The organism is Paenibacillus sp. FSL R7-0273 (genome assembly GCF_000758625.1).
In the GTDB taxonomy this organism is placed as follows: Bacteria; Bacillota; Bacilli; order Paenibacillales; family Paenibacillaceae; genus Paenibacillus_AQ.
Genome location: NZ_CP009283.1, coordinates 4,466,836 through 4,490,264 on the forward strand (window position 1 = coordinate 4,466,836; position 23,429 = coordinate 4,490,264).

Annotated in this window: 20 protein-coding genes; 4 read left to right on the top strand and 16 right to left on the bottom strand. The window is 52.1% G+C overall.

Going from position 1 to position 23,429, the window contains the following annotated elements; genetic code table 11:
- Nucleotides 1-73: 73 nt before the first annotated feature.
- The gene (locus R70723_RS19085) at nucleotides 74-295 is read left to right on the top strand and encodes a hypothetical protein (protein ID WP_039874371.1); all 222 of its coding nucleotides are present in this window, start codon (nucleotides 74-76) and stop codon (nucleotides 293-295) included.
- A gap of 637 nt (nucleotides 296-932) precedes the next feature.
- Here the strand turns inward: R70723_RS19085 and R70723_RS19090 are convergent.
- The 8 genes from R70723_RS19090 to R70723_RS19125 all read right to left on the bottom strand — a co-directional run bounded on the left by R70723_RS19090 (nucleotide 933) and on the right by R70723_RS19125 (nucleotide 11,040).
- The gene (locus R70723_RS19090) at nucleotides 933-1,919 is read right to left on the bottom strand and encodes an aldo/keto reductase (protein ID WP_039874374.1); all 987 of its coding nucleotides are present in this window, start codon (nucleotides 1,917-1,919) and stop codon (nucleotides 933-935) included.
- 136 nt (nucleotides 1,920-2,055) lie between these two features.
- Nucleotides 2,056-3,627, bottom strand: coding sequence for a glycoside hydrolase family 43 protein (locus R70723_RS19095; RefSeq protein ID WP_039874377.1), 1,572 nt, complete (start codon nucleotides 3,625-3,627; stop codon nucleotides 2,056-2,058).
- A gap of 418 nt (nucleotides 3,628-4,045) precedes the next feature.
- The gene (locus R70723_RS19100) at nucleotides 4,046-4,948 is read right to left on the bottom strand and encodes a dienelactone hydrolase family protein (RefSeq protein ID WP_039874379.1); all 903 of its coding nucleotides are present in this window, start codon (nucleotides 4,946-4,948) and stop codon (nucleotides 4,046-4,048) included.
- A 12-nt stretch (nucleotides 4,949-4,960) separates the two neighbouring features.
- Nucleotides 4,961-6,322, bottom strand: coding sequence for a glycoside hydrolase family 28 protein (locus tag R70723_RS19105; protein WP_039874381.1), 1,362 nt, complete (start codon nucleotides 6,320-6,322; stop codon nucleotides 4,961-4,963).
- Nucleotides 6,309-7,472, bottom strand: coding sequence for a glycoside hydrolase family 88/105 protein (locus tag R70723_RS19110; protein ID WP_256704612.1), 1,164 nt, complete (start codon nucleotides 7,470-7,472; stop codon nucleotides 6,309-6,311). Before R70723_RS19110 ends, R70723_RS19105 begins: the two co-directional genes overlap by 14 nt.
- A 53-nt stretch (nucleotides 7,473-7,525) precedes the next feature.
- On the bottom strand, nucleotides 7,526-8,452 hold the full coding sequence (locus R70723_RS19115) for a pectinesterase family protein (RefSeq protein ID WP_231574749.1): 927 nt from the start codon (nucleotides 8,450-8,452) through the stop codon (nucleotides 7,526-7,528).
- A gap of 87 nt (nucleotides 8,453-8,539) precedes the next feature.
- Complete coding sequence (locus R70723_RS19120) at nucleotides 8,540-10,042, bottom strand: extracellular solute-binding protein (protein ID WP_039874384.1); 1,503 nt, start codon at nucleotides 10,040-10,042, stop codon at nucleotides 8,540-8,542.
- A gap of 38 nt (nucleotides 10,043-10,080) precedes the next feature.
- The gene (locus R70723_RS19125) at nucleotides 10,081-11,040 is read right to left on the bottom strand and encodes an ABC transporter permease (RefSeq protein ID WP_039874386.1); all 960 of its coding nucleotides are present in this window, start codon (nucleotides 11,038-11,040) and stop codon (nucleotides 10,081-10,083) included.
- 280 nt (nucleotides 11,041-11,320) lie between these two features.
- On the opposite strand from R70723_RS19125, the gene R70723_RS19130 reads away from it, so the two are divergent.
- The gene (locus R70723_RS19130; protein WP_039874388.1) at nucleotides 11,321-12,205 is read left to right on the top strand and encodes a carbohydrate ABC transporter permease; all 885 of its coding nucleotides are present in this window, start codon (nucleotides 11,321-11,323) and stop codon (nucleotides 12,203-12,205) included.
- Nucleotides 12,206-12,328: 123 nt separating this feature from the next.
- On the opposite strand, the gene R70723_RS19135 is transcribed toward R70723_RS19130, so the two are convergent.
- From R70723_RS19135 to R70723_RS19155, 5 genes are all read right to left on the bottom strand, one after another.
- A complete protein-coding gene (locus R70723_RS19135) occupies nucleotides 12,329-14,572 on the bottom strand; it encodes a helix-turn-helix domain-containing protein (RefSeq protein WP_039874390.1) in 2,244 nt (747 codons plus the stop codon).
- 797 nt (nucleotides 14,573-15,369) lie between these two features.
- Nucleotides 15,370-16,164, bottom strand: a complete 795-nt coding sequence (locus R70723_RS19140) for a PHP domain-containing protein (RefSeq protein ID WP_039874392.1) — start codon at nucleotides 16,162-16,164, stop codon at nucleotides 15,370-15,372.
- 42 nt (nucleotides 16,165-16,206) lie between these two features.
- Nucleotides 16,207-17,043 carry an energy-coupling factor transporter transmembrane component T family protein gene (locus R70723_RS19145; RefSeq protein WP_144027039.1) on the bottom strand — a complete coding sequence of 279 codons (837 nt, stop codon included), beginning with the start codon at nucleotides 17,041-17,043 and terminating at the stop codon, nucleotides 16,207-16,209.
- Complete coding sequence (locus tag R70723_RS19150; protein WP_039874395.1) at nucleotides 17,027-18,766, bottom strand: ABC transporter ATP-binding protein; 1,740 nt, start codon at nucleotides 18,764-18,766, stop codon at nucleotides 17,027-17,029. Before R70723_RS19150 ends, R70723_RS19145 begins: the two co-directional genes overlap by 17 nt.
- A complete protein-coding gene (locus R70723_RS19155; protein ID WP_039874397.1) occupies nucleotides 18,759-19,643 on the bottom strand; it encodes a DUF8171 family membrane protein in 885 nt (294 codons plus the stop codon). Before R70723_RS19155 ends, R70723_RS19150 begins: the two co-directional genes overlap by 8 nt.
- Before the next feature lie 180 nt (nucleotides 19,644-19,823).
- Between R70723_RS19155 and R70723_RS19160 the strand changes: the two genes are divergently transcribed.
- Entirely contained in the window at nucleotides 19,824-20,657 is an 834-nt protein-coding gene (locus R70723_RS19160; protein WP_039874400.1) for a MurR/RpiR family transcriptional regulator, read from the top strand.
- A gap of 84 nt (nucleotides 20,658-20,741) precedes the next feature.
- Here the strand turns inward: R70723_RS19160 and R70723_RS19165 are convergent, their stop codons facing one another.
- The gene (locus R70723_RS19165; RefSeq protein WP_039874403.1) at nucleotides 20,742-21,320 is read right to left on the bottom strand and encodes a hypothetical protein; all 579 of its coding nucleotides are present in this window, start codon (nucleotides 21,318-21,320) and stop codon (nucleotides 20,742-20,744) included.
- Between the two features lie 147 nt (nucleotides 21,321-21,467).
- Between R70723_RS19165 and R70723_RS19170 the strand changes: the two genes are divergently transcribed.
- Nucleotides 21,468-21,755: a hypothetical protein gene (locus R70723_RS19170; protein ID WP_039874405.1), complete on the top strand. Its 288-nt coding sequence runs from the start codon at nucleotides 21,468-21,470 to the stop codon at nucleotides 21,753-21,755.
- 347 nt (nucleotides 21,756-22,102) lie between these two features.
- Here R70723_RS19170 and R70723_RS19175 read toward each other — a convergent pair whose 3' ends face one another.
- A complete protein-coding gene (locus tag R70723_RS19175) occupies nucleotides 22,103-22,561 on the bottom strand; it encodes an OsmC family protein (protein ID WP_039874408.1) in 459 nt (152 codons plus the stop codon).
- Between the two features lie 244 nt (nucleotides 22,562-22,805).
- Nucleotides 22,806-23,246 (bottom strand): SHOCT domain-containing protein, encoded by a 441-nt coding sequence (locus tag R70723_RS19180; RefSeq protein ID WP_039874411.1) that lies wholly within the window; start codon nucleotides 23,244-23,246, stop codon nucleotides 22,806-22,808.
- Nucleotides 23,247-23,429: the final 183 nt, after the last annotated feature.

The following is a 23,429-nucleotide window of genomic DNA, read 5'->3' on the forward strand; positions in this document are numbered from 1 at the left end:
TGCAGCAGGTGCTTTCTAACCTTCTCCCGATGTGATATGGTGTATAAATCAGCTGAAAGAAGGAGTGTAACGAGTGCGAAAGAACAATGCATGGAACCGGGGCAAGCATAACGGCGGAGGTCTGCCAAAACGGCAGCATCCGGAAGCAATAGCGGCAAGGAATCAGACAACAGATACAAACGCCGAGGAACCGGTTAATCTGCGGATTGATGCCGTCAAGCCGATGAACCGCAGCAACTGGGTCAGCCGGCCGGCGCGGGTGGTTCCGAAGAATAATGGGCCTAAGGAACAATAATAAAGCACAGGAAGTGGGCAGCCTGCTTGAATATAGCTAATTTGCCAACCGGCAAACATGATTTCACAAGTATTGAACGGCGGGGCTATTTAGTTGGATTTTTGATACTTAATTCCAGCTTTTCTCATCATTCACAGCGATTAGTTGGAAAAAGGTCATCTATCTCGCGCTATATACCGGTTTCAGCACCATTCTCACAGAATTAGGTGACACTTTTCCAATTAAACTTAAGAAAATGAGATTCTTTTGAGAATTAGATGACATTTTTCCACTTATATAGATTGAACTAATAAAATTGCTGTTTTGGGATTGCATGTGACTCCAGAGAATGTTTGGACTTCCAGCCGCTGTTGTCTGCAGATTTCTTGATTTATACCGTTTTTAACGGTTGAAATCCGCAGACAGCTTATGCTTCCGATGCTAGCTTTCCTACGGAAAGCTTTCAGGCGGTCGCTACCGCTCCTCCAGTTCCAAAATTCTCCTCCGCCACTCTTCCCTTAACATAAATTCTTAAGTTCAATCTAAATAGATGGATTCAATGATGCTTTCTCATCAAAAAGATGATTCCGGGGTACGGAATCATCTTTTTTTGCGGTATTCCTGTTCACTCAGCCTCTATCCTGCATATCCGGCTGCGTTACAGGCTTACGCTTCTCATCCCCTGCTCCGGGTAACGCGTTCCGGCCGCGCTTCCCTTGGGTGCAGCCTCATTTATGCGTTCCAGCTCGTCATCACTCAGCCGGATCGCTAATGCGCCCGCATTCTCCTCCAGATACTTGATTCGCTTGGTACCGGGGATTGGCACAATATCTTCGCCCTGGGCAAGCAGCCAGGCCAAGGCGAGCTGAGACGGCTGAACCTCTTGCTCTGCAGCAATTTCTTTGATCCGCTCCACAAGCTCCAGGTTCTTGTTGAAGTTCTCCCCCTGAAAGCGCGGGGAATTGCGGCGGTAATCATCCTCAGCGAGATCCTCGAAGGCACGGATCTGCCCGGTCAGAAACCCTCTGCCAAGCGGGCTGTACGGGACGAAGCCAATGCCGAGCTCACGGCAGACCGGCAGAATCTCATCCTCAACATCCCGGCTCCAGAGCGAATATTCCGTCTGCAGTGCAGATATCGGATGGACCTGATGTGCCCGGCGGATTGTGCCTGCTCCAGCCTCAGACAGGCCGAGGAAACGTACCTTGCCTGCCTGAACCAGGTCAGCCATAGCGCCAACGGTTTCCTCAATTGGCGTATTCGGGTCTACCCGGTGCTGGTAGTACAGGTCGATATGATCGACGCCCAGCCGGAGCAGGCTGGCATCACAGGCTGCTTTTACATATTCCGGCCGGCCGTTGATGCCAAGCATCCTTCCGTCGCTGCTGCGCACATTGCCGAACTTGGTAGCGATAATGATATCGTTGCGGCGGCCTTTGACCGCCCGGCCTACCAGCTCCTCATTCCGGCCGACTCCATACATATCTGCCGTATCCAGAAAGGAAACGCCCAAATCAAAAGCACGGTAAAGGGTCCGGATGGACTCCTGATCATCCCGGCCGCTGTAAAAATCAGACATCCCCATACAGCCGAGTCCAAGCGCTGATACACTTAGCCCTTCACGTCCCAGTGTTCTTACATTCATCTTTCATTCACCTCTCCATAATAAGGATTGTACTAATGCCTTCTAAAGAATCACATTACTCCGCTCACCGGCTAAATGCAAAAAAAGGATGGGCGGCTGCGCTGGCCGTCCATCCCTTTCACCTTCTATTTCTGCGTTACTGGTCCCTGCCCTCATACCGGAAATGTGCGAAATCCGCATAGCTGCCGGCGAACTGGTTCATGTCATGGGCAGCTATGCCCACGAAATTTCCGGTGAAGCCGCCGGAGAGGAAGCCGAGCTCCTGCGTCCCGTAAAGGGCTGTCCAGTCCTCCGCATCACCGCTGCGGTAGTAGAATTGCCCCGTTGCACCATCGACGGACACGGCGAGCTGAACAGGTGACTGATCGTCTAACGCAATGGCGGCAGGCTCATAGCTGAAGCTGTCCGCCTCGCATTTCATCAGCCGCAGCACGCGGCCCTGGCCCTGCTCATGCGAGATGTAAGCATACAGGTAGTTATCCTCATTCAGATAGAGCAGCAGACCGGCCATCTGCAGATAGCTCTGCGGCTGATATTCAAGCTTCGTTTCTGCACGGAAGCTTATATCACTCTGGCGGACCGCCAGGATATGATGCTTGAACAGACTCTGCACGGATTCGCCGGCAGTCAGCCGGAGATAGCCTGGACGCGCTGTCAGCGAGCACCAGCTGTCGTCAGCCAGAATCCGCAGCGTATTCCATGTCTTCTTCAGCTGCGTGCCGTCGAAGCTGTCTTCAAACACGCTGCTGCGAGGGGTCCCGTTCACAGCTACACCTTCAGGTGCAAGAAGTGTAAGCTGCGGTTCATTGCCGCCTGCACTGAGGCGCAGCCAGCCTGCTTCATCCCAGTACACCTGCTGCAGCGCTGTTTCACGTCCAAGAATGGCATACTTGCCGTCCACCGGACGGGTGCACAGATGAGCCATGTACCACTGTCCGCCCGGTGTCTGCACCAGGCTGCCGTGTCCGGCACACTGCAGCGCCAGGTCCGGGCTGTTCCGGGAAGTGAGCATCGGGTTGAGCGGATCAACCTCATAAGGACCGGCAAGCTCCCGGGAGCGGGCTACTGTAACAGCATGCCCAGTGCCAGTCCCGCCTTCGGCGGTAATCAGGTAATAGTAGCCGTTCTGCTTATAAATATGCGGCGCTTCCGTCTTCTTGAGCGGCGTACAGTCGAACAGCTTGGCAGGCTCGCCGATCAGCCGCTGCGCGGCAGCGTCATATTCCTGGATCACAATGCCGCTGGACTTATTCCCCTCCAGAATGCGGTAATCCCATAGTGCATTGAGCAGCCATTTCCGGCCGTCGCTATCGTGGAACAGCGACGGGTCGAAGCCGCTGCTGTTCAGATAGGCAGGCTCTGACCAAGGGCCTTCAATAGACGATGCCGTCATCAGGTAATTGTGGCAGTCCTTGAACGGCCGTTTGGTGCTTTTGACATCCGTATACAGCAGGTAGTACAGATTGTCATGATAGCTCAGCTGCGGCGCCCAGATGCTGCAGTTCTTGGGATTCCCGCGCAGCTCCACCTGCGAGGTCAGAATGTCTGTACAGTGCTCCCAGTCCGCCAGATTGTCAGATGAATAGATCCGCACCCCCGGCAGCCATTCAAACGATGAAACAGCGATATAATAAGTCTCTCCGACACGCAGAATGCACGGGTCCGGATTAAATCCGGGCAGTATCGGATTACGGATGATTGCACTCATAGCTAATCCCACCTTCCAAAAGTCTTGTAACACCACTTAAGCCGAGCGATATCCTTGTGCTAACCTATTTAAGTGGAAATTCGCCAACAAATATTTCATTAAACAACGCAAAAACAGTATTAGTGGTAAAAAGGTCACCTAAATCTACTTAAATTACCTGCAGGGCTGAATTCCACCCGGATTAGGTGTCTTATTTCCAACTAATAGCTTCAAATCCGTCTAAAACGGCAAATTAGATGACAAAAATCGAACTAACTGCCGGAGCAGCCATTCGGCGCACGCTCAGCAGATCCTTGGCACCGTTCAGCAGGCCTTGACACCGCTCACAGGGTTCGGCAGACTCTCTGCAGGTAACCGCCACAGCAACTTTCGGCAAACTAGTAACGCTTTGCTCTGTAACCTCATCCGCTACTCCTCCCTACAAATGCTCCGCCAAAAAAGCCTGCCAGGCCACCCGCATCTCCAGCGTCTCCATGTGCCCGCCGGTTGCTGTAACGTTCTGCCAGTGTTCAGGCTTGCCGGCGGCCTCATAGGCTGCGGACAGGCCTTCGTCCAGCAGCCTTACGCCCTCGGCCGGGCACATCCGGTCGCTGCGTCCGCTCAGGCTCATCCGCGCCCGCGGCACGATCCGCTGCTGGATCTCAAGCGTCGTGTAATGCTTGAGTAGCCCAGGAACATAGGAGTAGAAGCCGTGATGGTCCAGTCCTCTTTTATCGATCAGGGTCTGTGCATCCACCTGTCCGCAAATGTCGACCGTTACCTTAACCCGCTCATCCAGCGCCGCCAGCCACCAGGCCATCAGTCCGCCCATCGACATGCCGATGGTGCCGATCCGCTTAGCGTCAATATCCTCACGCGAGCACAGGTAGTCCAGCGCACGGCGACTGTCGTACAGCATCATGCCCCACAGCACCTTGCCCGTCCAGAGCATTTCTTTTACCAGCTCACTCTCAGCCTTGCCGCTGCGCTCATTAAAGCCCCACATGTCTATGCAGCAGACGGCATAGCCCATGTCTGTCAGCGTCTTGGCAAAGGAAGGCGACTGCAGATAGGAGCTGCTGCTAAGCAGCTCCTTGCGGCCGTTCGTATAATTCCCGCCATGCGAGTGGTTGAACAGCACCAGCGGGAAGGGCCCGTCGCCTTCCAGCGGCTTCACAAGCGTTGCCGGTACCTTTTCCAGCCCGTTCAGCTCCAGCAGCAGTGATTCCAGGCGGAAGCCGTCATGAATTTCCTGTTTCAGCAGCACCGCTTCTACCGGTCCCGGACCGTGCTCCGGCAGATCACCCAGCAGCGACTCTAAAGGAACCTTATGCTCACTCATCCCGTTACCATCCTATCCTTTCAGATTCAGATCAGCCCCGGCAAGCGTTACCCGCTCCTCCAGCTGCTCCGGCTTACGTGTATTCCGCGACTCGCAGCCGATAAGCTCAACCCGGTCACCGTTCTCGATGTAGAAGGCCGGGCCTTCATGATTCTCCACCGTCACCTGATGGAACCGCACATTCCGCACATTGCCGAGATAGAACCCGCGGTTATTCATATCCTCCATGCCGGTCATCATATCCGGATGACCCGGCACCGCATGCTCCGCCATGGAAATATCGACATTGCTAAACGTTACTTCCGTTACATACTGCTCAGCCAGCCCGTACAGGAACCCTGCAGCGGCATGTACATTGCGTGCGGTAATGTTGGCAAAATGCACCCGGCGGAAGCAAGGCGTCTCCTCCGTAACCGGATACGGATTTTTGTCCCAGACATATTTCTCCTTGCCCCGCGGGCCGCAGAAATAATAAAGGTTCATCGTGAACGGGCACAGCACATGGTCCATTACAATGTTGGAGATGCGGATATCCTCCACGATTCCGCCCCGGCCGCGCCGTGACTTCATACGGATACCGCGGTCGGTCTCCTTAAAGATACAGTTGCTGATGACGACATTGCGGATGTCCCCGCTCATCTCGCTGCCAAGCACTACAGCGCCGTGGCCGTGGGCCATGGTGCAGTTCGTAATCGTAATATTTTCACACGGAATCCGTTCAGCCGTATCCTCGGTACCTGCCTTAATCGCAATACAGTCATCCCCGACATCAATGCTGCAGTTGCTGATCCGCACACCGTTACACGACTCAGGATCAATGCCATCGGTATTGGGGGAATCGGCCGGATTGATAATGGACACATTGTCCACAGTGACATTGCTGCACTCGATCGGATTAACAGTCCAGCTCGGCGAGTTGAGCAGCGTTACATCCTTGATCGTTACCCGGCTGCAGCGGTCAAAGCTGATCAGCTTCGGACGCGGATAGGCAAGCTCGCCGCGGCGGTTACGGAACACATCCCACCAGGGTCCGCCGTTGCCGTCAAGCGTTCCGCTACCTGTGATCGAGATATTAACCAGATCACTGCCGTAGATGCAGGAGGCATAGACCTGCTGCCGGACACCCTCCCACCGGGATTCCACCACCGGATAGTCGCCTTGGTCCGTACTGAAGGACAGCACAGCCCCAGGGCTTAGATGAAGCTCGATATTGCTTTTCAGAATGATGGCACCGCTGAGGAACCGCCCTGCCGGAACATACACGGTCCCTCCCCCGGCTTCACTTGCCGCCGTAACCGCCTCATTAATTGCTGATGTAGCGAGGATTCCGCTGTCCCGCTGTGCGCCGTAATCGGCAATATTAAACTGCAGCATGGGAACCTCCTTGTCCGGAAAGTCCGGAAGCCCCGGAGCCCGCTCTTAGCTGCTCATATTCCGCACAGGCCTGCAGGAATGCCCCAAGCCCCTTCTGGTCATTCGTGATGATCGGCTCACTGATATAGTAGGCATACGTTCCGTCACGTTTATCTGCGCCGCCGAGCCCGGCAACCTGGCAGTTTTTGTTCAGATTGACCCGGCCCTCCTTCGTAACAAGCACAAATTCGGCGATCAGTCCGGCGTAGCCGCGGTCCAGCATCTCAGTCCAGCTGTTATCCAGCACACCGAGACGGATGCCTTTGCCCAGTGCATAGACGATCATGCTTGAAGCCGATGCCTCAAGATAATTGCCTTTGCGCTCTCCCAGATTAACCACCTGGTACCATACGCCGGTTTCAGCATCCTGATAGCTCTTCAACGCACCGAGGGTATCCCGCAGAATACGCACCAGCTCATTATAGTCAGCGTGATCCGCAGGCAGCAGCTCCAGCACATCGACCAGCGCCATCAGATACCAGCCCATTGAGCGGCCCCAGAAATTCTCGGACAGGCCGGTCTGCGGATCGCACCACGGCTGAACCTTCTTTTCGTCCCAGGCATGGAACAGCAGACCGGTAACCGGGTCCTTGGTATGCTTTTCACACAGAATAAACTGCTTCGTTACATCCCCAATATCCGCACCTTCCTCAAATGCCAGCAGATACTGCAAATAGAACGGCGAACCCATATAAAGGCCGTCAAGCCAGATCTGGTACGGGTAAATGTTTTTGTGCCAGAAGGCGCCCTCAGAAGTCCGGGGATGGGTCCGCAGCTGATCCCGCAGGTGACCCGCAGCCAGCTTGTATTTCTCAAGTCCGGTCTCCGCATACAGAGTGAACAGCAGCTTGCCGTTGTTGATATGATCAATATTATTCTCATCCTGGCGGTATCCGCGGATATTGCCGTCCTCCTGAATGAAATAATCCATATTGCCAGCGATATAATTGAAATATTTCCGGTCTCCCGTCTGCTTCCACAGCAGCTCGTACCCTTTCAGGACCACTCCGAAATCATATGACCATTTGCCATTGTAGCCCTTATCCTCATGCAGTCTCGGCAGACGCTCCATCAGCGTATCCGCCGTCTTAACAGCCCATTTCTCTCCCACTCTGCTTCCTCCTCTTATTGTTAAAATAGCTCTTTCAGCATTCAACTTACAACTCAGCAAATCCAGTCTGTTTCCCCGCCAAAAACGGCCTCAAGCGTAAGCTGCTCCAGCTCACTTTCACTCAGCTGCTTAGACCAGCCGACCCGCTTGTCCGCATGCGCCCCCGGTCCCTCCGAACCGGCTTCACCGTAATGAACGGTATGCCATACACTGGCCTTATCCCAGTCATTCCAGCCCTCACGGCGGATATGTGCCCCCATCCAGCAGTCAATAAAAGCTGTACGGGCATAGTCGCGCCAGGGTCTTCCCAAATATACACTGCCCCCGGCCGCATCGCTGACCAGCCGGCATTTATGGAATACAAAGCCTGTCTGCTTATCCTCAGGGGTAGCGGCAGCCGTAATGTAGCCGTTAATCTCCTTGCCCAGATTCAGGCTGGTAATTTCGCATTCATGAAAATAGGCCGTCGCCGATCCGAAAATAAAATCGATATCACCGGCTATCCGGCAATGCTCAAAATAATTGCGGCCGCTCCGGTTCACTCTCTCTTCCTTCGGCCTGGCCAGATAGAGCGTATCCTGCGCTGCCAGAAAGGTGCAGTTCCGGAAAGCAACCCGGTCGGCATCCACATACAGCGCCACCGCCTGGCCTACCTCATCACTGCTGCCGGCTGTATTTTCAAAAATGATATTTTCCACCGTGATGTTATCACCGGTAATATAAGTGCTGCATGAGCCAAAGGTGCCGATTGGCGTACCTTCACTGCCTGGCTTTCGCGCATAATCATCGTAGGACAGTCTTACCCCGTCTTCGCCAATCAACCGTAAATTAGGTCTGTTGATGCGAAGCTTCTCATAATATACACCCGCTTGAATGTGCAGGACTGTTACATCCCCTACTCCTTCCGGTATGCTGTCCACCGCAGCCTGAACAGAGCTGAAGTCGCCCCCGCCCGTCTTGCTGATCACAATATGCTTCATCCTTTATCACCCCGCTCCTGCTGATCCTGCACAACGAACCCACCCGGTGCGGGTGGGCTCGCCGAACGTAACGCAGAATTTAAAACCTTATTTCTGGGTCAGCTTATAAGCTGCTTCATACTCTTCAGCAATTTTGCTGCCGCCTGAATCCTTCCAGGTTTGTACAGCTTTTTTGAAATCATCCTCAGTCGCTTGTCCCATAATGTACTTGAAGGTAGCGTCGGTAATGATTTTTGCCAGCTCTGTACCCTGCTCGTTGTTAGTTGCGGAATCGAGCGGCACAGTCGGATCAAACACGGCATACTGGTCGTTTTCACGGATCAGTTCATTAGCCAGCTGTTTCTCCGGATTGGCATCCTTCAGGGTATAAGCAATTTCACTAGGTCTGCTGGAGGAGAAAGGCTGTACATCTGCCTGCCAAAGCTCTTTATCCAGAATTTTATAAGCGCCGTTTTCATCGTATTCATAATGTGTACCTTCGATACCGCCTGTCATGAGCATGAACGCTTCTTCGTCGATCAGGTCATTAACGAACTGCAGCAGTCTTTTCAGCTCAGCTTCGGTTTTAACCTCGGATTTCGGGAATGCCATCAGTCCGCCGACGCCGCTGCCTTCGGACCAGATGTGGTATTTGCCGTCACCGTTCGAAATTTTGTTGATCGGCACGAGCTCAAGACCTTCCTGAAGATCCTGGGACAGTGTTCTCAGACTGGAGATATCGACCATACCGGTGTAAATACCGGTTTTACCCTGGGCGAACTGCTGCTGCTGGTCCGTTTTGGCGGTAACCGCGAAGTCCTGGGCCAAGTATCCGTTTTCATACAGCTTCTTGGAGAAATTCAGCGTTTCCATGTATTCCGGGGTATCGAATTCAGGTATGAATTTACCGCTCTCATCAACTTTCCAGCCGTTCGGTGTGCCGAAATAGGAGCTCAGTGTCTTGAAGCTGCTGTAGCGCAGATCGGATCTGTCTCCGAAGCCGGTAGTATCCTTAACACCGTTGCCGTCCGGATCATCCTCTGTAAAGGCTCTGGCCACTTCATACACTTCATCAAGTGTAGTCGGAACCGGCAGGCCCAGCTTATCCAGCCAGTCCTTACGCATGATCAGACCGGAGCGGGCCAGGTTCTTCTGGAATGGAACACCGTACAGTACGCCTTCAATGGAAGCCGCCTCACGGATTTCCGGAGCAATCTTGGACAGATTGTCATAATCGTCAAGGTACGGGCTGACATCCCAGAACAATCCGGATTTCAGCGAGCTTCTTACCGAAGAGTTGGTCATCATCGTCAAGGTTACAATATCAGCCAGCTCGCCTGAAGCAAGCGCTGTAGTGATACGTTCCTCCTTGGAAGCATCCGGCACCCAGTTAAAGGTAAGCTTGGTGTTGGTGTACTCCTCAAGCAGCTTCTTAATCGTTTCTGTAGGCGGTGATGCGGTATGCAGGATATTCAGCCAGGTAATCTCCAGCGGTGTGTTTTCATCAGCTACGGCAGCGTTTTTCTCTGCTTCTTTATCTCCTCCGCAAGCTGACAGTAATGTGGAAAGCACGGTAACACAGGCAAGCATACTGACCCATCTTTTCTTCATAACTCTTCTCCTTTAAAAGTAGATTGATTGACACTGCCTTAATATACGCCGTCTTCGCCCATCTTTTTGGCCAGCTTATTGGAGGCCATTACGAGGATTAAGCCGACTACACCTTTGAACATGCCTACCGTGGTACTGAAGCTGAGCTGACCATTCTTCAAGCCCGCTGTATAAATGTAGGTGTCAAAAATTTCGGCCACTTCACGGTTGAGCGAGTTGAGCAGCAGATACATATGTTCAAAGCCAAGATCCAGCGTGCTGCCGATTTTGAGGATCAGCAGGGTGATGATAACTGGACGGATGGCCGGCAGTGTCACATGCCAGGTCTTGCGCAGACGGGCAGCGCCGTCCATTTCAGCAGCTTCATACAGCTGAGGGTCTACCACAGTAATGGCTGCCAGGTAGATGATGGTGGACCAGCCGATTTCTTTCCAGATGATCTGGCCGATATAAATCGTGCGCAGCCATTCCGGGGAGGTCAGGAAGCTGATTTTTTTGAAGCCCATGCTGGCAATCACTTCATTAATTAACCCGCCGTCCAAAGTCATGAATACGTAGGTAATCGATACAATAATAACCCATGACATGAAGTGGGGGATGTAAATGATGGTCTGAATCCAGCTTTTGAGATGACGGTTCTTCAGTTCATTTAACATTAATGCGACAATAATCGGCAACGGGAAGAAAATCACGATATTCAGCGCGAACAGGATGAGCGTGTTGCGCAGCAGCATCATAAAGGTAGGCTCCGTGAACAGCCGGATGAAATGCTTAAACCCTACCCATTCGCTGCCCGTGATTCCAAGGAACGGCTGATAATCCTGAAACGCTATTACAAGCCCGCCCATAGGCAGGTACTTAAATATGATGAAGTACACCAGTCCGGGGAATATCATCAGATATAAGAGCTTGTATTTCTTTGCTGCGGTCAGGAATGCGCTTCCTTTTTTCTTGTCCAGATTCAGATTTGATGGTGCGGTGATACTTGGAACTTTCACTTGTCAGCCTCCTTTGGTCATTCGGGGATTACGCTCCCTAGACTAAAGAATTTCCGGCGTTACGTATATAATCATTATGTGATTGCATAGCCCGGACCCTTTTGGCTGCGCGGTTTGTGCTCTTCTGACCTCCTGTGATGATTACAGGCCAAGCTAATGATTATATGGCGTACGAGGTGCCTGAACCGGCTGACAAGACAACACCTCATACCCGGATTATATACGTAATTTGTCCCTCTTGTTAAAGTTGAAAGGTAACCGAATACGAGGAGGATATGAAATGAACCACAGCCCACGAAGAAAAGAATCACTCGGCGGACAGATCTTCACGATCGTAAATGCCGGTATCCTGATTCTGCTCGCATTAGCCTGTCTATTACCTTTTGTAAACATTATCGCCAGCTCCTTCGCGACCACCCAGGAAGTGATTGCGAAAAAATTCATCCTGTTCCCAACCACCTTTTCACTGGACGCATACCGCTACATCCTGTCCACTCCGACAATCTTTAAAGGTCTTGGCGTATCCGTAGGTGTCACTATTGCAGGTACTATTGTAAGTATGATTCTTACCGCACTGATGGCCTACGGGCTGTCCAGAAGGTACCTGCCGCTCAGAAACACCATTAACTTCATTGTAGTGTTCTCCATGCTGTTCAGCGGGGGCATGATCCCTACCTTCCTGGTAGTAAAATCTGTCGGTCTCATCAACTCCTACTGGTCCCTCGTGTTCCCGGTAGCGATCAACGCCTTCAATATGATCATCATGCGTAACTTCTTCCAGGCGCTGCCTGACAGCCTTGAGGAATCAGCCAAGATTGACGGAAGCAATGACTTCGGGATTTTCCTGAAAATCATGCTGCCGCTGGCTCTGCCGTCGATCGCGACCATCTCCCTGTTCTACGCTGTTGCTTACTGGAACACCTACATGAATGCCATTCTCTACATCAATGATTCGGTAAAATGGCCGATTCAGGTCCTGCTGCGCCAGATCGTTATTGTCTCCAGCGGCATGCAGGCCGAGGGTACCTCGGTCGATATTATCCCGCCGGCCCAGACGATCAAAATGGCGGTTATCGTAGTCGCTACCGTTCCGATGCTGATCGCTTACCCGTTTGTGCAGAAGCACTTTACCAAGGGTGCACTTATGGGTGCTGTAAAGGGTTAATTCCATTATTAAAAAGAAACGGTACCGCCTGTAACTAAGGGCGATACCGTTTTTTTGTGCACCTTAAACCGGCAGAACAGGTTGTAATGATTATTGCTGTAACCTGAGGATTATACCCCAGTGCTATGCTTCCTGCTGCAGCTTGCGGTAGGTGCCCGGTGTAACCTGCTCCTTCTTGCGGAAGGAACGGATAAAGTTCTGGGGATTATGGTACTGCAGCCGCTCTGCAATCTCGCGGATGGTCATATCCGTCTCTGACAGCCATTTCTTGGCCATCTCCAGCCGGTAATTCATCAGATACTCACTGAACGAGGTGCCGTATTCCTTCTTAAAGATACTGCTGAGATAATTAGGATTATAGTGCAGCCGCTCGCCGATGCCCTCCAGCGTCAGCTCCTGGTCAAATTCGGAATGAATGATAGCGGTGATCTGATCGGACAGGGAGCGGAACTGCTTGCTCGTCTTCTCCTTCATCGCACAGGTCATCGGATAGATAACCTCGTGTACGAGCAGATGTTCAATTTCTTCAGGATTGCGGATGTCCAGCACCCGGTGATACAGCTTATTATTGTCCCGGGTCAGCAGAACCTGTAGGCCGAGATGCTGCTCCAGCTGAATCAGATTGTTCACCAGCCTCACCAGCATGACCTCAAAATTAAGGGTGCTCTTATTCTTGCCGATCAGCTGGGCCAGGAACGGATAAAGCGCTTCAGTCACCTGCTCCCTGTCCCCCAGCCGGATGCCGTTGAACAGCTGTGACTCCAGCTCAGCCGGATAATGAAGCAGCACCGGACCTGAGACAACCTTGGAAATATCCTCATAAAAAATAATGGATTCCTTGCCGAGATTCAGCCGCTGGTGCAGCGCCTGTTTACTCATCTGGCATGCTTCCTTGCTCTCCAGCAGATCTGTGTACGAATTGCTGAACCCGATGCTGATCGGGATCTTCAGATAATTCCTTACCGCCTTAATCAGAGCCGTCGCATACTCAAGCAGTTCTTTGTTCAGCTCCTGGCCGCTTTGCTCGGGCATAGCCAGAATGGTCGCCTGGGTATCATCATTCAGAATAATCGGCTGCAGCCGCTGCGGCTTCGGAATAACCTCCTCTACCATCTTGTTGATTGCCAGCAGGAGCACATCGGTATCTGAGGAACCTTGTCCGCCCAGGCTGTCCAGCTGTATGAGCATAACCGTATATATCTGGCTGCCGTTAGGCGGATATCCGAAGCGCTGCAGGTTTTTCTCCAGATCCTCTGGCGTCTCGCGGTTGCGCAGCAGGTTATGGAGCAGCTGCGTTTCCAGCTGCGGCATCTCCGCATTAATCAGACTGGCCAGCGATTCCTTCTCCGACAGGATGGTATCAATGGAATGGATGATGTATTCGAACTCATTCTTGGTGTTCACTGCAGGAACAACAGACAGACTGCTCTTGATCCGCTGTATCGGCTTAGTAAAATAAGTAGCAACAACATAAGCGACCACCAGGATCAGCAGAATACTCAGCAGGCCCAAAGCGACCAAGCCGAATTTGGTCAATTTCAGCGTACCCGCAATTTCCTCCTGGTCCAGTCCGGTCAGGTAGATCCAATTATTATAGGAAGACTTGGAATACAGCAGCTGGAGCGGCTGGTGTCCGCCCAGCTCTATTTCAGTCTTCCCGTTCTCCTCACCCGCAGCAACCCTGCCGCTGAGCTCTGCCAGCTGCCCCGGTGTCAGGCTTGTCTCCCTCTGCCCGGAATCATACAGCAGCTCACCGGATTTATTGAGAATGTACACCTGTGCCTTCTCATCTGTCTTGATAATAGAATCCAAGGTGTGCTGTGAGATGTCGGATAAGGCGATGGCCTGCTTTTTGCTGGAGAACACAGGCAGCGTATTCACGAATCTTATGCCTTTATCCGTCTTAATCCAGAATAAGCTCTGATTCTGGCTCACAATATACTGCTCACGCAGCTGCTCCACATCGTCTTCACTAAGGCTGGTCAGCCGCTCATTCATAATCTGCCAGTTCTGCTCCAGGCTGATCAGCGAATATTCCGTACCTTCCGCCGTCATGGAGGCAATATAGTTCAGCTGCGAATTAACACTCCGGTAAGCCTCAAAATCCTTGACCGTAATCGGGTTCGTCACCAGGTCCTGAAAAGAGCTCGTCGTGCTGAACGTGTTGAACGCATATTCAATGCTCTGGATCTTGTGCTCCAGATTGTTCTTAATCTGCTCGACATAGCTCTGCTTGCTGCTGGAGAACTGCCCGACCACCGACCGGATCGTACTGATATAAATATAGCTGCCGAAGCTGGCAACCAGTCCCACCCCCAGGATCAGAATGGGAATAAAAATCCCGTAGAACATTCTCCCTTTTTTCATTGCGCTGCCCCTTTTTGTTTCTGCTCATTAATACCAATTATAGCGCTTTCAAAAAAGGGTTTCCATGATTTTTTTAACGTGTGCAGCAGGTTTTTCCGTAAATTTGTCAGGTTCGACTGCTAAGTGGTCACGTTAACAAAGGATATGGCTGTATAGAGCCCGAGATTGCACAACTATATATGATATGAATAAAACAATAGGATCTGCTGCGGCTGACGGATGCTTAATATTGCGTAGTTTAATGCTGCTTGCGGATACAGGTCAGAAAACGGGCTCACCAGGCAGCGAACCTGATATAGAATTGTGAACGTGTTCAATATAAATTAACAAATATAAATTTCATCCATTGTATCCAATTTATCCAGTATATGAATTTGGAGGGGACATTATAAATCCGGAGGACCTAAGCTTGAAGTGATCCATCCCGCGCCCACCCCATACAACAGATAACTGCACTTCGTACAACTAACCCCCCACTTTTTCCCCGGATAACTGCACTCCGTACAACTAAAACGCCGCCCAATCCGGTTTTTAGACAAATCGGGCATTTTTAGTTGCATAGAATGCAGCTATACGCTGCAAATGCGAGATATCGCCTGGTTTAGCTGCGCAAAGTGCAGTTAAAGGGCGGAGACGCAGATATTAGAGCGTCAGCGAATAAAAGACTGCTAGATGCACTAAGCGCGGCTCAGCACATCTAGCAGTCTTTTCACAAATACAGCGAGTAGAGATGCGGAGCCGTTCAATCGTGTGTCTACTCTAATCCCTTTTAATCCAGCCGCCGCCGGTCCCGGTCACTAAGCAGTATACTCTGCCGCCGCTTCATCCCGCGAGGGAGCCTCTCCGGCCATCTGCTTGAGCAGCTTCTTCATCATAACCGAGCCCTTGACCTTCGTGGTCAGGCATGGGGACACTTCTATGGTATATCTTCCCTGCTGTATAGCTGCCTTAAGCTCCTTAACGGTTGAGCAGTCCTGCTCCAGACGGTTCACAACACTGCCGTACTGCAGGCACTGATGGCTGTCACTGCCGGCAATGACCGGGATACCGAGGCGTGCCGCAAACGGTTCAATCAAGGCCCGGTACGGCTGCTCCCCCTGCATGTAAATATCCTTGGCATTGAAGTCAAAAGCATCCAGCCGGGACAGCAGCGACGGGTCCAGATGATGCAGCGGCGTTGAGGTGCGGAACGGGTGGGCGCCGATTTTCCATAAGCCGCGGGCGTCGGCAAGCTCCAGCAGCTGGCGGAACGGGATAAAGCTGTCTTCACCGGTATTGCCTTCTAGGGCATAGCGTGCTTCCAGAATATCCTCCTTTAATCCGATCAGCAGAATATGTCCCGTCTCGGCGATATCGACCTCCATGCCCGGGAAGATCCGCAGGCCGCCGGCTTCGTAATAATGCCCGTTGTACGGGTACATCCGGTCCAGCGTCTCGTACATCCCGAAGAAGTTCGAGGTATTGAAGTGCTCCGTAAGCGCCAGCGCCTGCAGGCCGTTCGCCAGCGCCTCCTTGACCATCTCGCGGAAATAGTCTTCCGAGAAGGCGGATTTCTTCGACAGCTTGCCGTGGGTATGCAGATCTATTTTCATATAGGGATGACACTCCTTAGTTTTCTGGGGTAATAGGGCAGATTAATATAGCAGATTAGGAAAAGCGGCTCCCAGCGGGAACAGCAGGCTGATATAGACAACGGTAAAAGCCACAAACAGCCAGTCTCTGCGATGCATGGCGAGGTAAGAAAGACGCAGCTTTTTTACCTTGGGATTGTTGACCGCATAGGTGTAGCCTCTGGTCTCCAGCGCTTCAACCGTAGTCCGTGAACGCTTGGCTGTGTTCAGCATCAGCGGATAGAAGACCAGTACAAGAATCCTCAGGTAATATGCGGCTGTCCGCAGGTAGAGAAACCCGTGCTTCTCCGGCCGCTGCCCCCTGAGCCTGAACGAGAGCAGAATCTGGTGGAACTCCTCCAGCAGTGTCGGGAGAATGCGGTAGCCGTACGACAGGCTGAAGGCAAAGGCATCGGGAACGCCGAGAGCAGACAATCCGTCACTCAATCGTTCGGGATCAAGGCTGGAGAAGACGGTGATGCTTGCCAGCGAAATCACCGACAGCTTGAGCGTCAGGGTCAGCATCGGCAGCAGCGATTCAGCGCCTCCGCCGAAGAACAGCGACAGCAGGAACATCCAGCCGATCTGGCTGACCAGACCGAGACAGAGGATAAAAACAATGTACGGACTTACCTTGGACAGTACAGTTGTAACCACCATAAAGACAAACATTCCGAGCAGGATGGTGCGGTTATAGATAAACCAAGGCGTAATGGCAAAAAATAAGTACCAGATCAGCAGCATCCGCGGGTCAAGCCGGCCCAGAAACGTGCTGCTGCTGTTATACGCGGTGCCGAGCAGCTCCAGCTTGATGTGCTCAACCGAAATTTTGCCCAGTGCCCGTTTAACGGCTTCCACCATGTACAAGCTCCTCCTTTCTCCATTCCGCCGCAGCGGTGAATGCCTCCAGGCTGCTGCAGATTTGCGGCAGGCCCAGCAGCCGGCTCATTTCCATGAGCTGGGTCTCGGCCAAGCCGGCGCGCTGCAGCAGCTGCCCGTCGGAGAAGACCGCCTCCTTGTCTCCGTCGGCAATGATCCGGCCTTCGCTCATCACGATGATCCGGCTGGCCCACTCGACCACCAGAGCCATGTCATGCGTAGCGATGACAACGGTCTCGACATGGCCGCGCAGCGCCTCAAGCACCCGGGTCATCTCCTGCTTCGTCGAAATATCAAGATTGGCTGTCGGCTCATCCAGCAGCATGACTGCCGGACGGACTGCAGCGCCAATCGCCAGCGATACCCGGCGCTGCTGCCCGCCGCTGAGCAGCCGGGCGTCCCGCTCGGCCAGCTCCTGCAGGCGGAACGACTGCAGCAGCTCTTCCACTCTTTCGTCCAAATCTCCAAGCCTTCTCGCTTTCAGGTAATAAGCGATCTCTCCGCGAACCGAATCGTCGATGAACATATCCTCGGGGTTCTGGAACACATAGGACACGATACCGGACAGCCGCTCCGGGGGCAGTCCGTTCACCGTAATATCCTTAACCTGCACAGTCCCGCCCGTCGGTGCAGTGATTCCGGCAATCAGCTTCATCAGTGAGGACTTACCGGCTCCGTTATTGCCGATCAGCGCCACACGCTCGCCGGCGTAGAGCTCCAGATTAATGCCGCCGAGCACCGGCTGCAGCGTCTTGTGGATCGTCCGGTAAGAGAGCCGGATCTGCTCCATCCGGACGATTGGCTCTGACGCAGCCAGAGAGCGGGCATTGGCAGCATTGACAGGATCAGCAGCCTTCACAGCAGCCGCCCGCCGCCCAAACCATGCCCGCCCCTCTTCACTGCTGAGCGGATAATCCACCGCTGCCTGCCGGTCCGGCTGGAGCAGCCAGGCCGCCCGGGTGACATCGGGCGGATAGATTCCTAAGGCCAGCAGCTCCTCCACCGAGGTGAGCGCTTCGCGGACCGGCTTCTGCCAGCGCAGCCGCCCGCCGTCCATCAGCACCACCGAGCGGCAGTACTCCGCAATGAACTCCGCATGATGCTCAATTACAACAATGGTCTTGCCGTGCTGCTCATTAAGCCGGCGTAGTATTTCGTAGATCTGACGCGCATGCTGCGGATCAAGCTGGGCAACCGGCTCGTCGATGACGAGAATGTCCGGGTCCATCGCAAGGGCTCCGGCCAGGGCGAGCAGATGCTTCTGCCCGCCGCTGAGCTGCCAGATGAATTCCCGGCTTAGCCCGCTGAGGCCGGTAAGCTCCAGGGCACGCAGCCCCCGCTCCCGGTAGTCGGCCAGCCCGTAATTCAGCGGTGTGAAGCATACATCATCCAGTACCGTCGGCCGGACCAGCTGATTCTCGAAATCCTGATACACATAGCCTATATGCCGTGACAGCTCGCTGACCCGCTTCCCTTCCGCAGATTCTCCCAGCAGCTTAAGCTCCCCTTCGAAATCACCCGTATAATAATGGGGGATCAGACCATTGAAGCATTTGCACAGCGTTGATTTGCCCGAGCCGTTGCTGCCGATGACAGCCACGAAATCTCCCTGCTGCAGGGTGAACGAAACCTCCTGCAGCACCGGCTGTTCCGCACCGGGATAGGTAAAGGATACATTGCTTAGCTCCAGCAGCGGCTTATCCATCCAGCTGCCCTGCTTCCTGCCGCCTGCGCGCCGCCTTCCGCAGGATCACCGCCAGCACTACCGCCGCAACTGCTGCAGCTGCCAGCATGCTGATCCAGATCAGCGTCCCCTCATTCGACTCCGCCCCGGGCAGCTCGAATTCGCCGATGCTCCAGCCTGACTCGGACAGCAGCTCCGCGCCCATCGCAATCAGGGCCAGCAGGATGGCGCCGCCCAGCAGCTTAGGCGAGAGCCAGGACTTGCTGCCGGAAGCATATTGCATAGTCCGTTCGCGCGGCTTCATGCCGAGCAGCGGTTCGATTTTACCGTACAAGCGGGGTACCAGGTACATCGTCGGCAGCAGGGCGAACAGAATGCCCGAGAATAGTACATCATTCAAGAAGCCGACACCTTCGATGATGACAATACTTTCAGCTAAGCCTTGAACCGCCTCAAGCTCCTCCACCCCAACCCACACCTTAGCAATGTCGATAACCGAGCTGCAGAACTGGTGAATCGCCACCCCGCTGATCGCCGCGATACCGACCTGTCTGCGGTTTTTGGGATCGGACACCATGCGGCCGGCGATATACATCGCGAGTGAGAACGTAATGAATTTTTCCAGCTCGCCCAGCCCGCCGAACTGCCCCAGCATCAGCTCCCCGAAGATTACCTCACCGACCGCCGCACCCACAGCCGCATATAGCGGATGAAACAGCATACACAGCGTCAGCGGAATGAAGGCGAAATACTCGACCGATAGCTCTATTGGCCCCAGCTGGATACTTGGAATCAGCTCTGTGAACATGTTGGACAACCCGTAGAGCGACATGGACAGCACGAAGATCATCATTTTCTGCGATTGGGTCAGCGTGTAGCGCTTTTTTAACGTACTCATTTCGTAATGGCCCCCTTCAAGAATTTAACTTAAGTATAGAAATAGCGTGTCAGCACAGCTATTTCCGATTGTTAAGAGGATGTAATCTTTTTTCCATGTTTTTTAACGCTGTAAAAATATTTACATCACACTGGCAGGCTATAGTGGAGAAGCATCATCATCCCAGGAGGACAACTGCCTATGTATAAGGACTGGAACCGCCGTCCCTTTTCCCCGAACCAGCGGGTGATTGCCGATTTTATTCAAAAGAATGAGCTCCGCGTCCTCTACATGACCGAGCAGGAAGTGGCCGACGAGCTGGGCATCAGCATTGCCTCGGTCTCCCGCTTCTGGAAAGCGGCCGGCTACCGCCATGCCAAGGATTTCAAGAACAGCCTGCGCTTCCGCTTCGAATCCACCCCGTCCGAAAAAATGCGCGATGCCATGCAGCGGACCGGCGGCAGCTCCCTCCCGCAAATGCTGCTGGATGTGGCCTCACATCACCTGCAGGAGACAAACCGCTATTTGAACGAAGCCCACCTTGAGCGCGCCGTAGCCGCCTTGTCCGCTGCGAGGCAAATTTACATCTACAGCCCCGGCCCGTGTGCAGGTCTCGCCGAGCTGATGGCCTACCGGATGGCCCGTTACGGGCTGAACCTGAAAAAGATGGCCCCCAGCGGCCATGAGCTGCTGGAATCCCTGATGCATGCCGGCAAAAGGGATGTCGTGCTCGTCTTCGGCTTCGTCCAGCTGCTGCCCGAAACAGATGTCATACTCGACTATGCGCGGGAGGCGGGCTATTTTGTCATCCTGATTACCGACAGGCTGGTCTTCCCCCGTTCGCAGGATGCTGACATCGTGCTGTACGCCGGGCGCGGCGAGGTGTGGGAATTCCATTCAATGGTCGGCCCCACCTACATTATCGAGAACCTGATCCTCGGCGTCGGCCTGCTCAGCAAGGACAGCAGCCTGAAGAAGCTCGACAAGCTCCAGCAGCTGCGGGCGAGATATGGCAGCAGGCTGCCGCGGAGCTGACTATGAGCGCAGCAAAAAGACGCCTGAGGACGGAGCTGTCCGTCGCCTTTCAGACGTCTTTTTATGGCTGATCCTTTAGTCATTCTACCGGGCATTCAACATCTCGTTAATACTATGGAACTCAATCCGGTCTTTCTCGTCCCGAAAATCGGAATACACATACTCTTCATCAATCCTAAGCTGATTATTTTCCAGAAACGTGAGCAGCCTGGTTGCTTCCTTCCTTTTACCTGCTATATAGCTCTGAAATTTTGAATGATTCTCTTTAAGCGCCTCTTTATAATCATCCGAGGTTGTAATATACGATAAAGCGATATATCTTAGAAAATTATAGCCGCTGCAATACTCCTCATATAGTATGTACAGTCTGTCCAATTGTCTGGTGGCATCCTCATCGGTTAAAAGCTCATTTAAAATTCTTATTATTCTCTCCTGCTCAAATAGTCCAAAATGGGCCAGTCTTTGAATTTGCTTCTCCGTTTCATGATAGGCAAATTTGTCCTTATAATTTCTGGTGATCAGTTCATAGTATTCCGTTTCTCCGAAAATATCCTCCAATTCCTCATTCGTATATACCCATTGCTCAAAATCCGATATAGACAGCCCACTCTGCTTATTTTTAATGAAATTGTACATATAGCGCTCAGCATCGATCCGATCCATTGTCCGCCCCCCTGTATCATCGTATGGATTATTTTAGCACCCTAAGCGCAAAACATATACTTTCCCCGCATCCTAAAGTAAAATACTTACAAGCTATACCTCTCTAATCAATCATATTCTGCCTACAGCATTTAAGGAGGTGATTCGGTGTTTTTTATACTTATCCTGATTGTTGTGGCATTCTCGGTTCTTTTTATCTTTAAGGATGCGCGGGAGGAATATCTGAAAAACTTTTCACTGCTTGGCATCACACTGCCAATAATCTTAGCTGTCCTACTGTTAAGCTCAGCAGCCTTTGATTTCGGGTTTGACAGCTTTTCATATCTGGGGGTATTTGAGCTCGAAGTAACCAGTGCTTCTGCACTCCTTAAAACCTTTGCAGGCGTATCCCTGGTTTCATTACTCCTTTATTTTTACTCGCTGACTAAGCGCTGACTGCAGCACACAACAAAAAGACGCCTGAGGACGGAGCTGTCCGTCGCGCTTTCAGGCGTCTTTTTATGGGTCTCGATCAATTTAGTTTGATTTTCGACACTTAATTTCAGTATTTCACGATATTTATGTCATTTAGTTGGAAAAACGTCATCTATTTGGGGCAATATACCTCTCTGAAGGCAAATCCGGTAAAATTAAGTGACCTTTTTCCAACTAGGTTCCTCATTGCGGAGCTTATCAGAGAATTAGATGACTAATTTCCACCTAAATCTATTCAGCTCAGCAAAGTACCAGTCTGCTAGACCGGTCCGCTTCCTGTTTGGCGCATTAGACCGCATCAGACCGCATCAGACCGCATCAAACTCCGTCGTTACAATAGTAGGCATCGTCTCTATCGCTACATTTCCCGCAACGGCCCGCGAGATCATGCATGACTCTTCAGCCTTATGTGCCAGCCGCTCCGCCTTCATCAGCTCAGCATCTGTTGTATCCGCTCTGAGCACAATCCTCGGCTTATGCGTGATCCGCTCGTACGTGAACACATTATTTGTGACATCCACGGTGGCTTCAGACTCCAGGGTCAGACTCATAGGTGTAATCTCAGAACGCTCAAGCATCGCAGCCAGCGTAATCAGATAACAGGTCGCCGCTGCCCCCAGCAGCATCTCATCCGGATTGGTACCCGTTCCCGGCCCGCCCATCTCCTGTGGAATCGAAATGACGGTTTTGAGCCCGCCTGCGTCAATTTTCCCCTCACTGTTACGCCCGCCGTTCCATACCGCTTTTAGATGAAAAGGATGTTTCATGACTCTCGTTCCTCCCGTTTCTCTCCGGTACACACCGGGTTGTATGATGTTAATGGTTCATTCCATCTTATCATAGAGAGGCCCGCAGGAAAATTTCACAACAGTACATAGAGAAGGCAAACTCGAGCAGTACACGGCCATATGCAATCTGTTGCTTCAACTGGCACAAACTTTTCAATCAAAAAAGGAAAAAACAAAAAGACACCTTTGTTTTCACAAAGATGCCTGCTTCATAGATAAATACCTACAGCCCGAGAATCTGTTTTTTCTTGGCTTCAAATTCCTGGGTAGTAATAACACCTGAATCTCTCAGCTCTGCAAGCTGTCTCAGATCATCGATCGATCCGGCAGGAGCCGGGGATGCTGTGCGATTATTTCTGGCGGATTTATAGCTTGCTATATAATCACGGATTTTTTCGGCGGTTTTCATTTTACCCGGCTGAATTAGAACGACGTTTGCTGCAGCCCCCTTAACATTATCCTTCTTGGAGGTTTTAAGGCCGGGGGTAATAACCTGCAAGTAAGGCACCCTTAAAAAGGGCTTAACTATGCTTATAGTTACCACCTGCTCTAGTGGAATCGTTTGGGTGTGTCCGTTCAGTTTCTGCACGTTGCTTGGCTTAATTACCAGATAATCGTCGTAAAGCTCTAATGATGATGTTCCACCGCTGATTTCGTGTATCATATTATCCACCTCATCTATAAGATAGGTGTTATGTTAGCATTTTTTTCTATTTATTTTCTATAATTATCCTCACATACAAGATTAATGAACCCTTAAATCAGGCTTTACTAATGTAATAATGAAGAAAATGTAAACCAAGCCTATAAACCATATATTTACATCTTTTGTTACTTATGCTATATT

Coding starts and splice junctions, on each gene's coding strand:
- R70723_RS19090 (WP_039874374.1), bottom strand. CDS start 1,919: ATGAATGTAAGAACACTGGGACGTGAAGGGCTAAGTGTATCAGCGCTT.
- R70723_RS19095 (WP_039874377.1), bottom strand. CDS start 3,627: ATGAGTGCAATCATCCGTAATCCGATACTGCCCGGATTTAATCCGGAC.
- R70723_RS19100 (WP_039874379.1), bottom strand. CDS start 4,948: ATGAGTGAGCATAAGGTTCCTTTAGAGTCGCTGCTGGGTGATCTGCCG.
- R70723_RS19105 (WP_039874381.1), bottom strand. CDS start 6,322: ATGCTGCAGTTTAATATTGCCGATTACGGCGCACAGCGGGACAGCGGA.
- R70723_RS19115 (WP_231574749.1), bottom strand. CDS start 8,452: ATGAAGCATATTGTGATCAGCAAGACGGGCGGGGGCGACTTCAGCTCT.
- R70723_RS19120 (WP_039874384.1), bottom strand. CDS start 10,042: ATGAAGAAAAGATGGGTCAGTATGCTTGCCTGTGTTACCGTGCTTTCC.
- R70723_RS19130 (WP_039874388.1), top strand. CDS start 11,321: ATGAACCACAGCCCACGAAGAAAAGAATCACTCGGCGGACAGATCTTC.
- R70723_RS19135 (WP_039874390.1), bottom strand. CDS start 14,572: ATGAAAAAAGGGAGAATGTTCTACGGGATTTTTATTCCCATTCTGATC.
- R70723_RS19140 (WP_039874392.1), bottom strand. CDS start 16,164: ATGAAAATAGATCTGCATACCCACGGCAAGCTGTCGAAGAAATCCGCC.
- R70723_RS19145 (WP_144027039.1), bottom strand. CDS start 17,043: ATGGTGGAAGCCGTTAAACGGGCACTGGGCAAAATTTCGGTTGAGCAC.
- R70723_RS19150 (WP_039874395.1), bottom strand. CDS start 18,766: ATGGATAAGCCGCTGCTGGAGCTAAGCAATGTATCCTTTACCTATCCC.
- R70723_RS19155 (WP_039874397.1), bottom strand. CDS start 19,643: ATGAGTACGTTAAAAAAGCGCTACACGCTGACCCAATCGCAGAAAATG.
- R70723_RS19160 (WP_039874400.1), top strand. CDS start 19,824: ATGTATAAGGACTGGAACCGCCGTCCCTTTTCCCCGAACCAGCGGGTG.
- R70723_RS19165 (WP_039874403.1), bottom strand. CDS start 21,320: ATGGATCGGATCGATGCTGAGCGCTATATGTACAATTTCATTAAAAAT.
- R70723_RS19175 (WP_039874408.1), bottom strand. CDS start 22,561: ATGAAACATCCTTTTCATCTAAAAGCGGTATGGAACGGCGGGCGTAAC.
- R70723_RS19180 (WP_039874411.1), bottom strand. CDS start 23,246: ATGATACACGAAATCAGCGGTGGAACATCATCATTAGAGCTTTACGAC.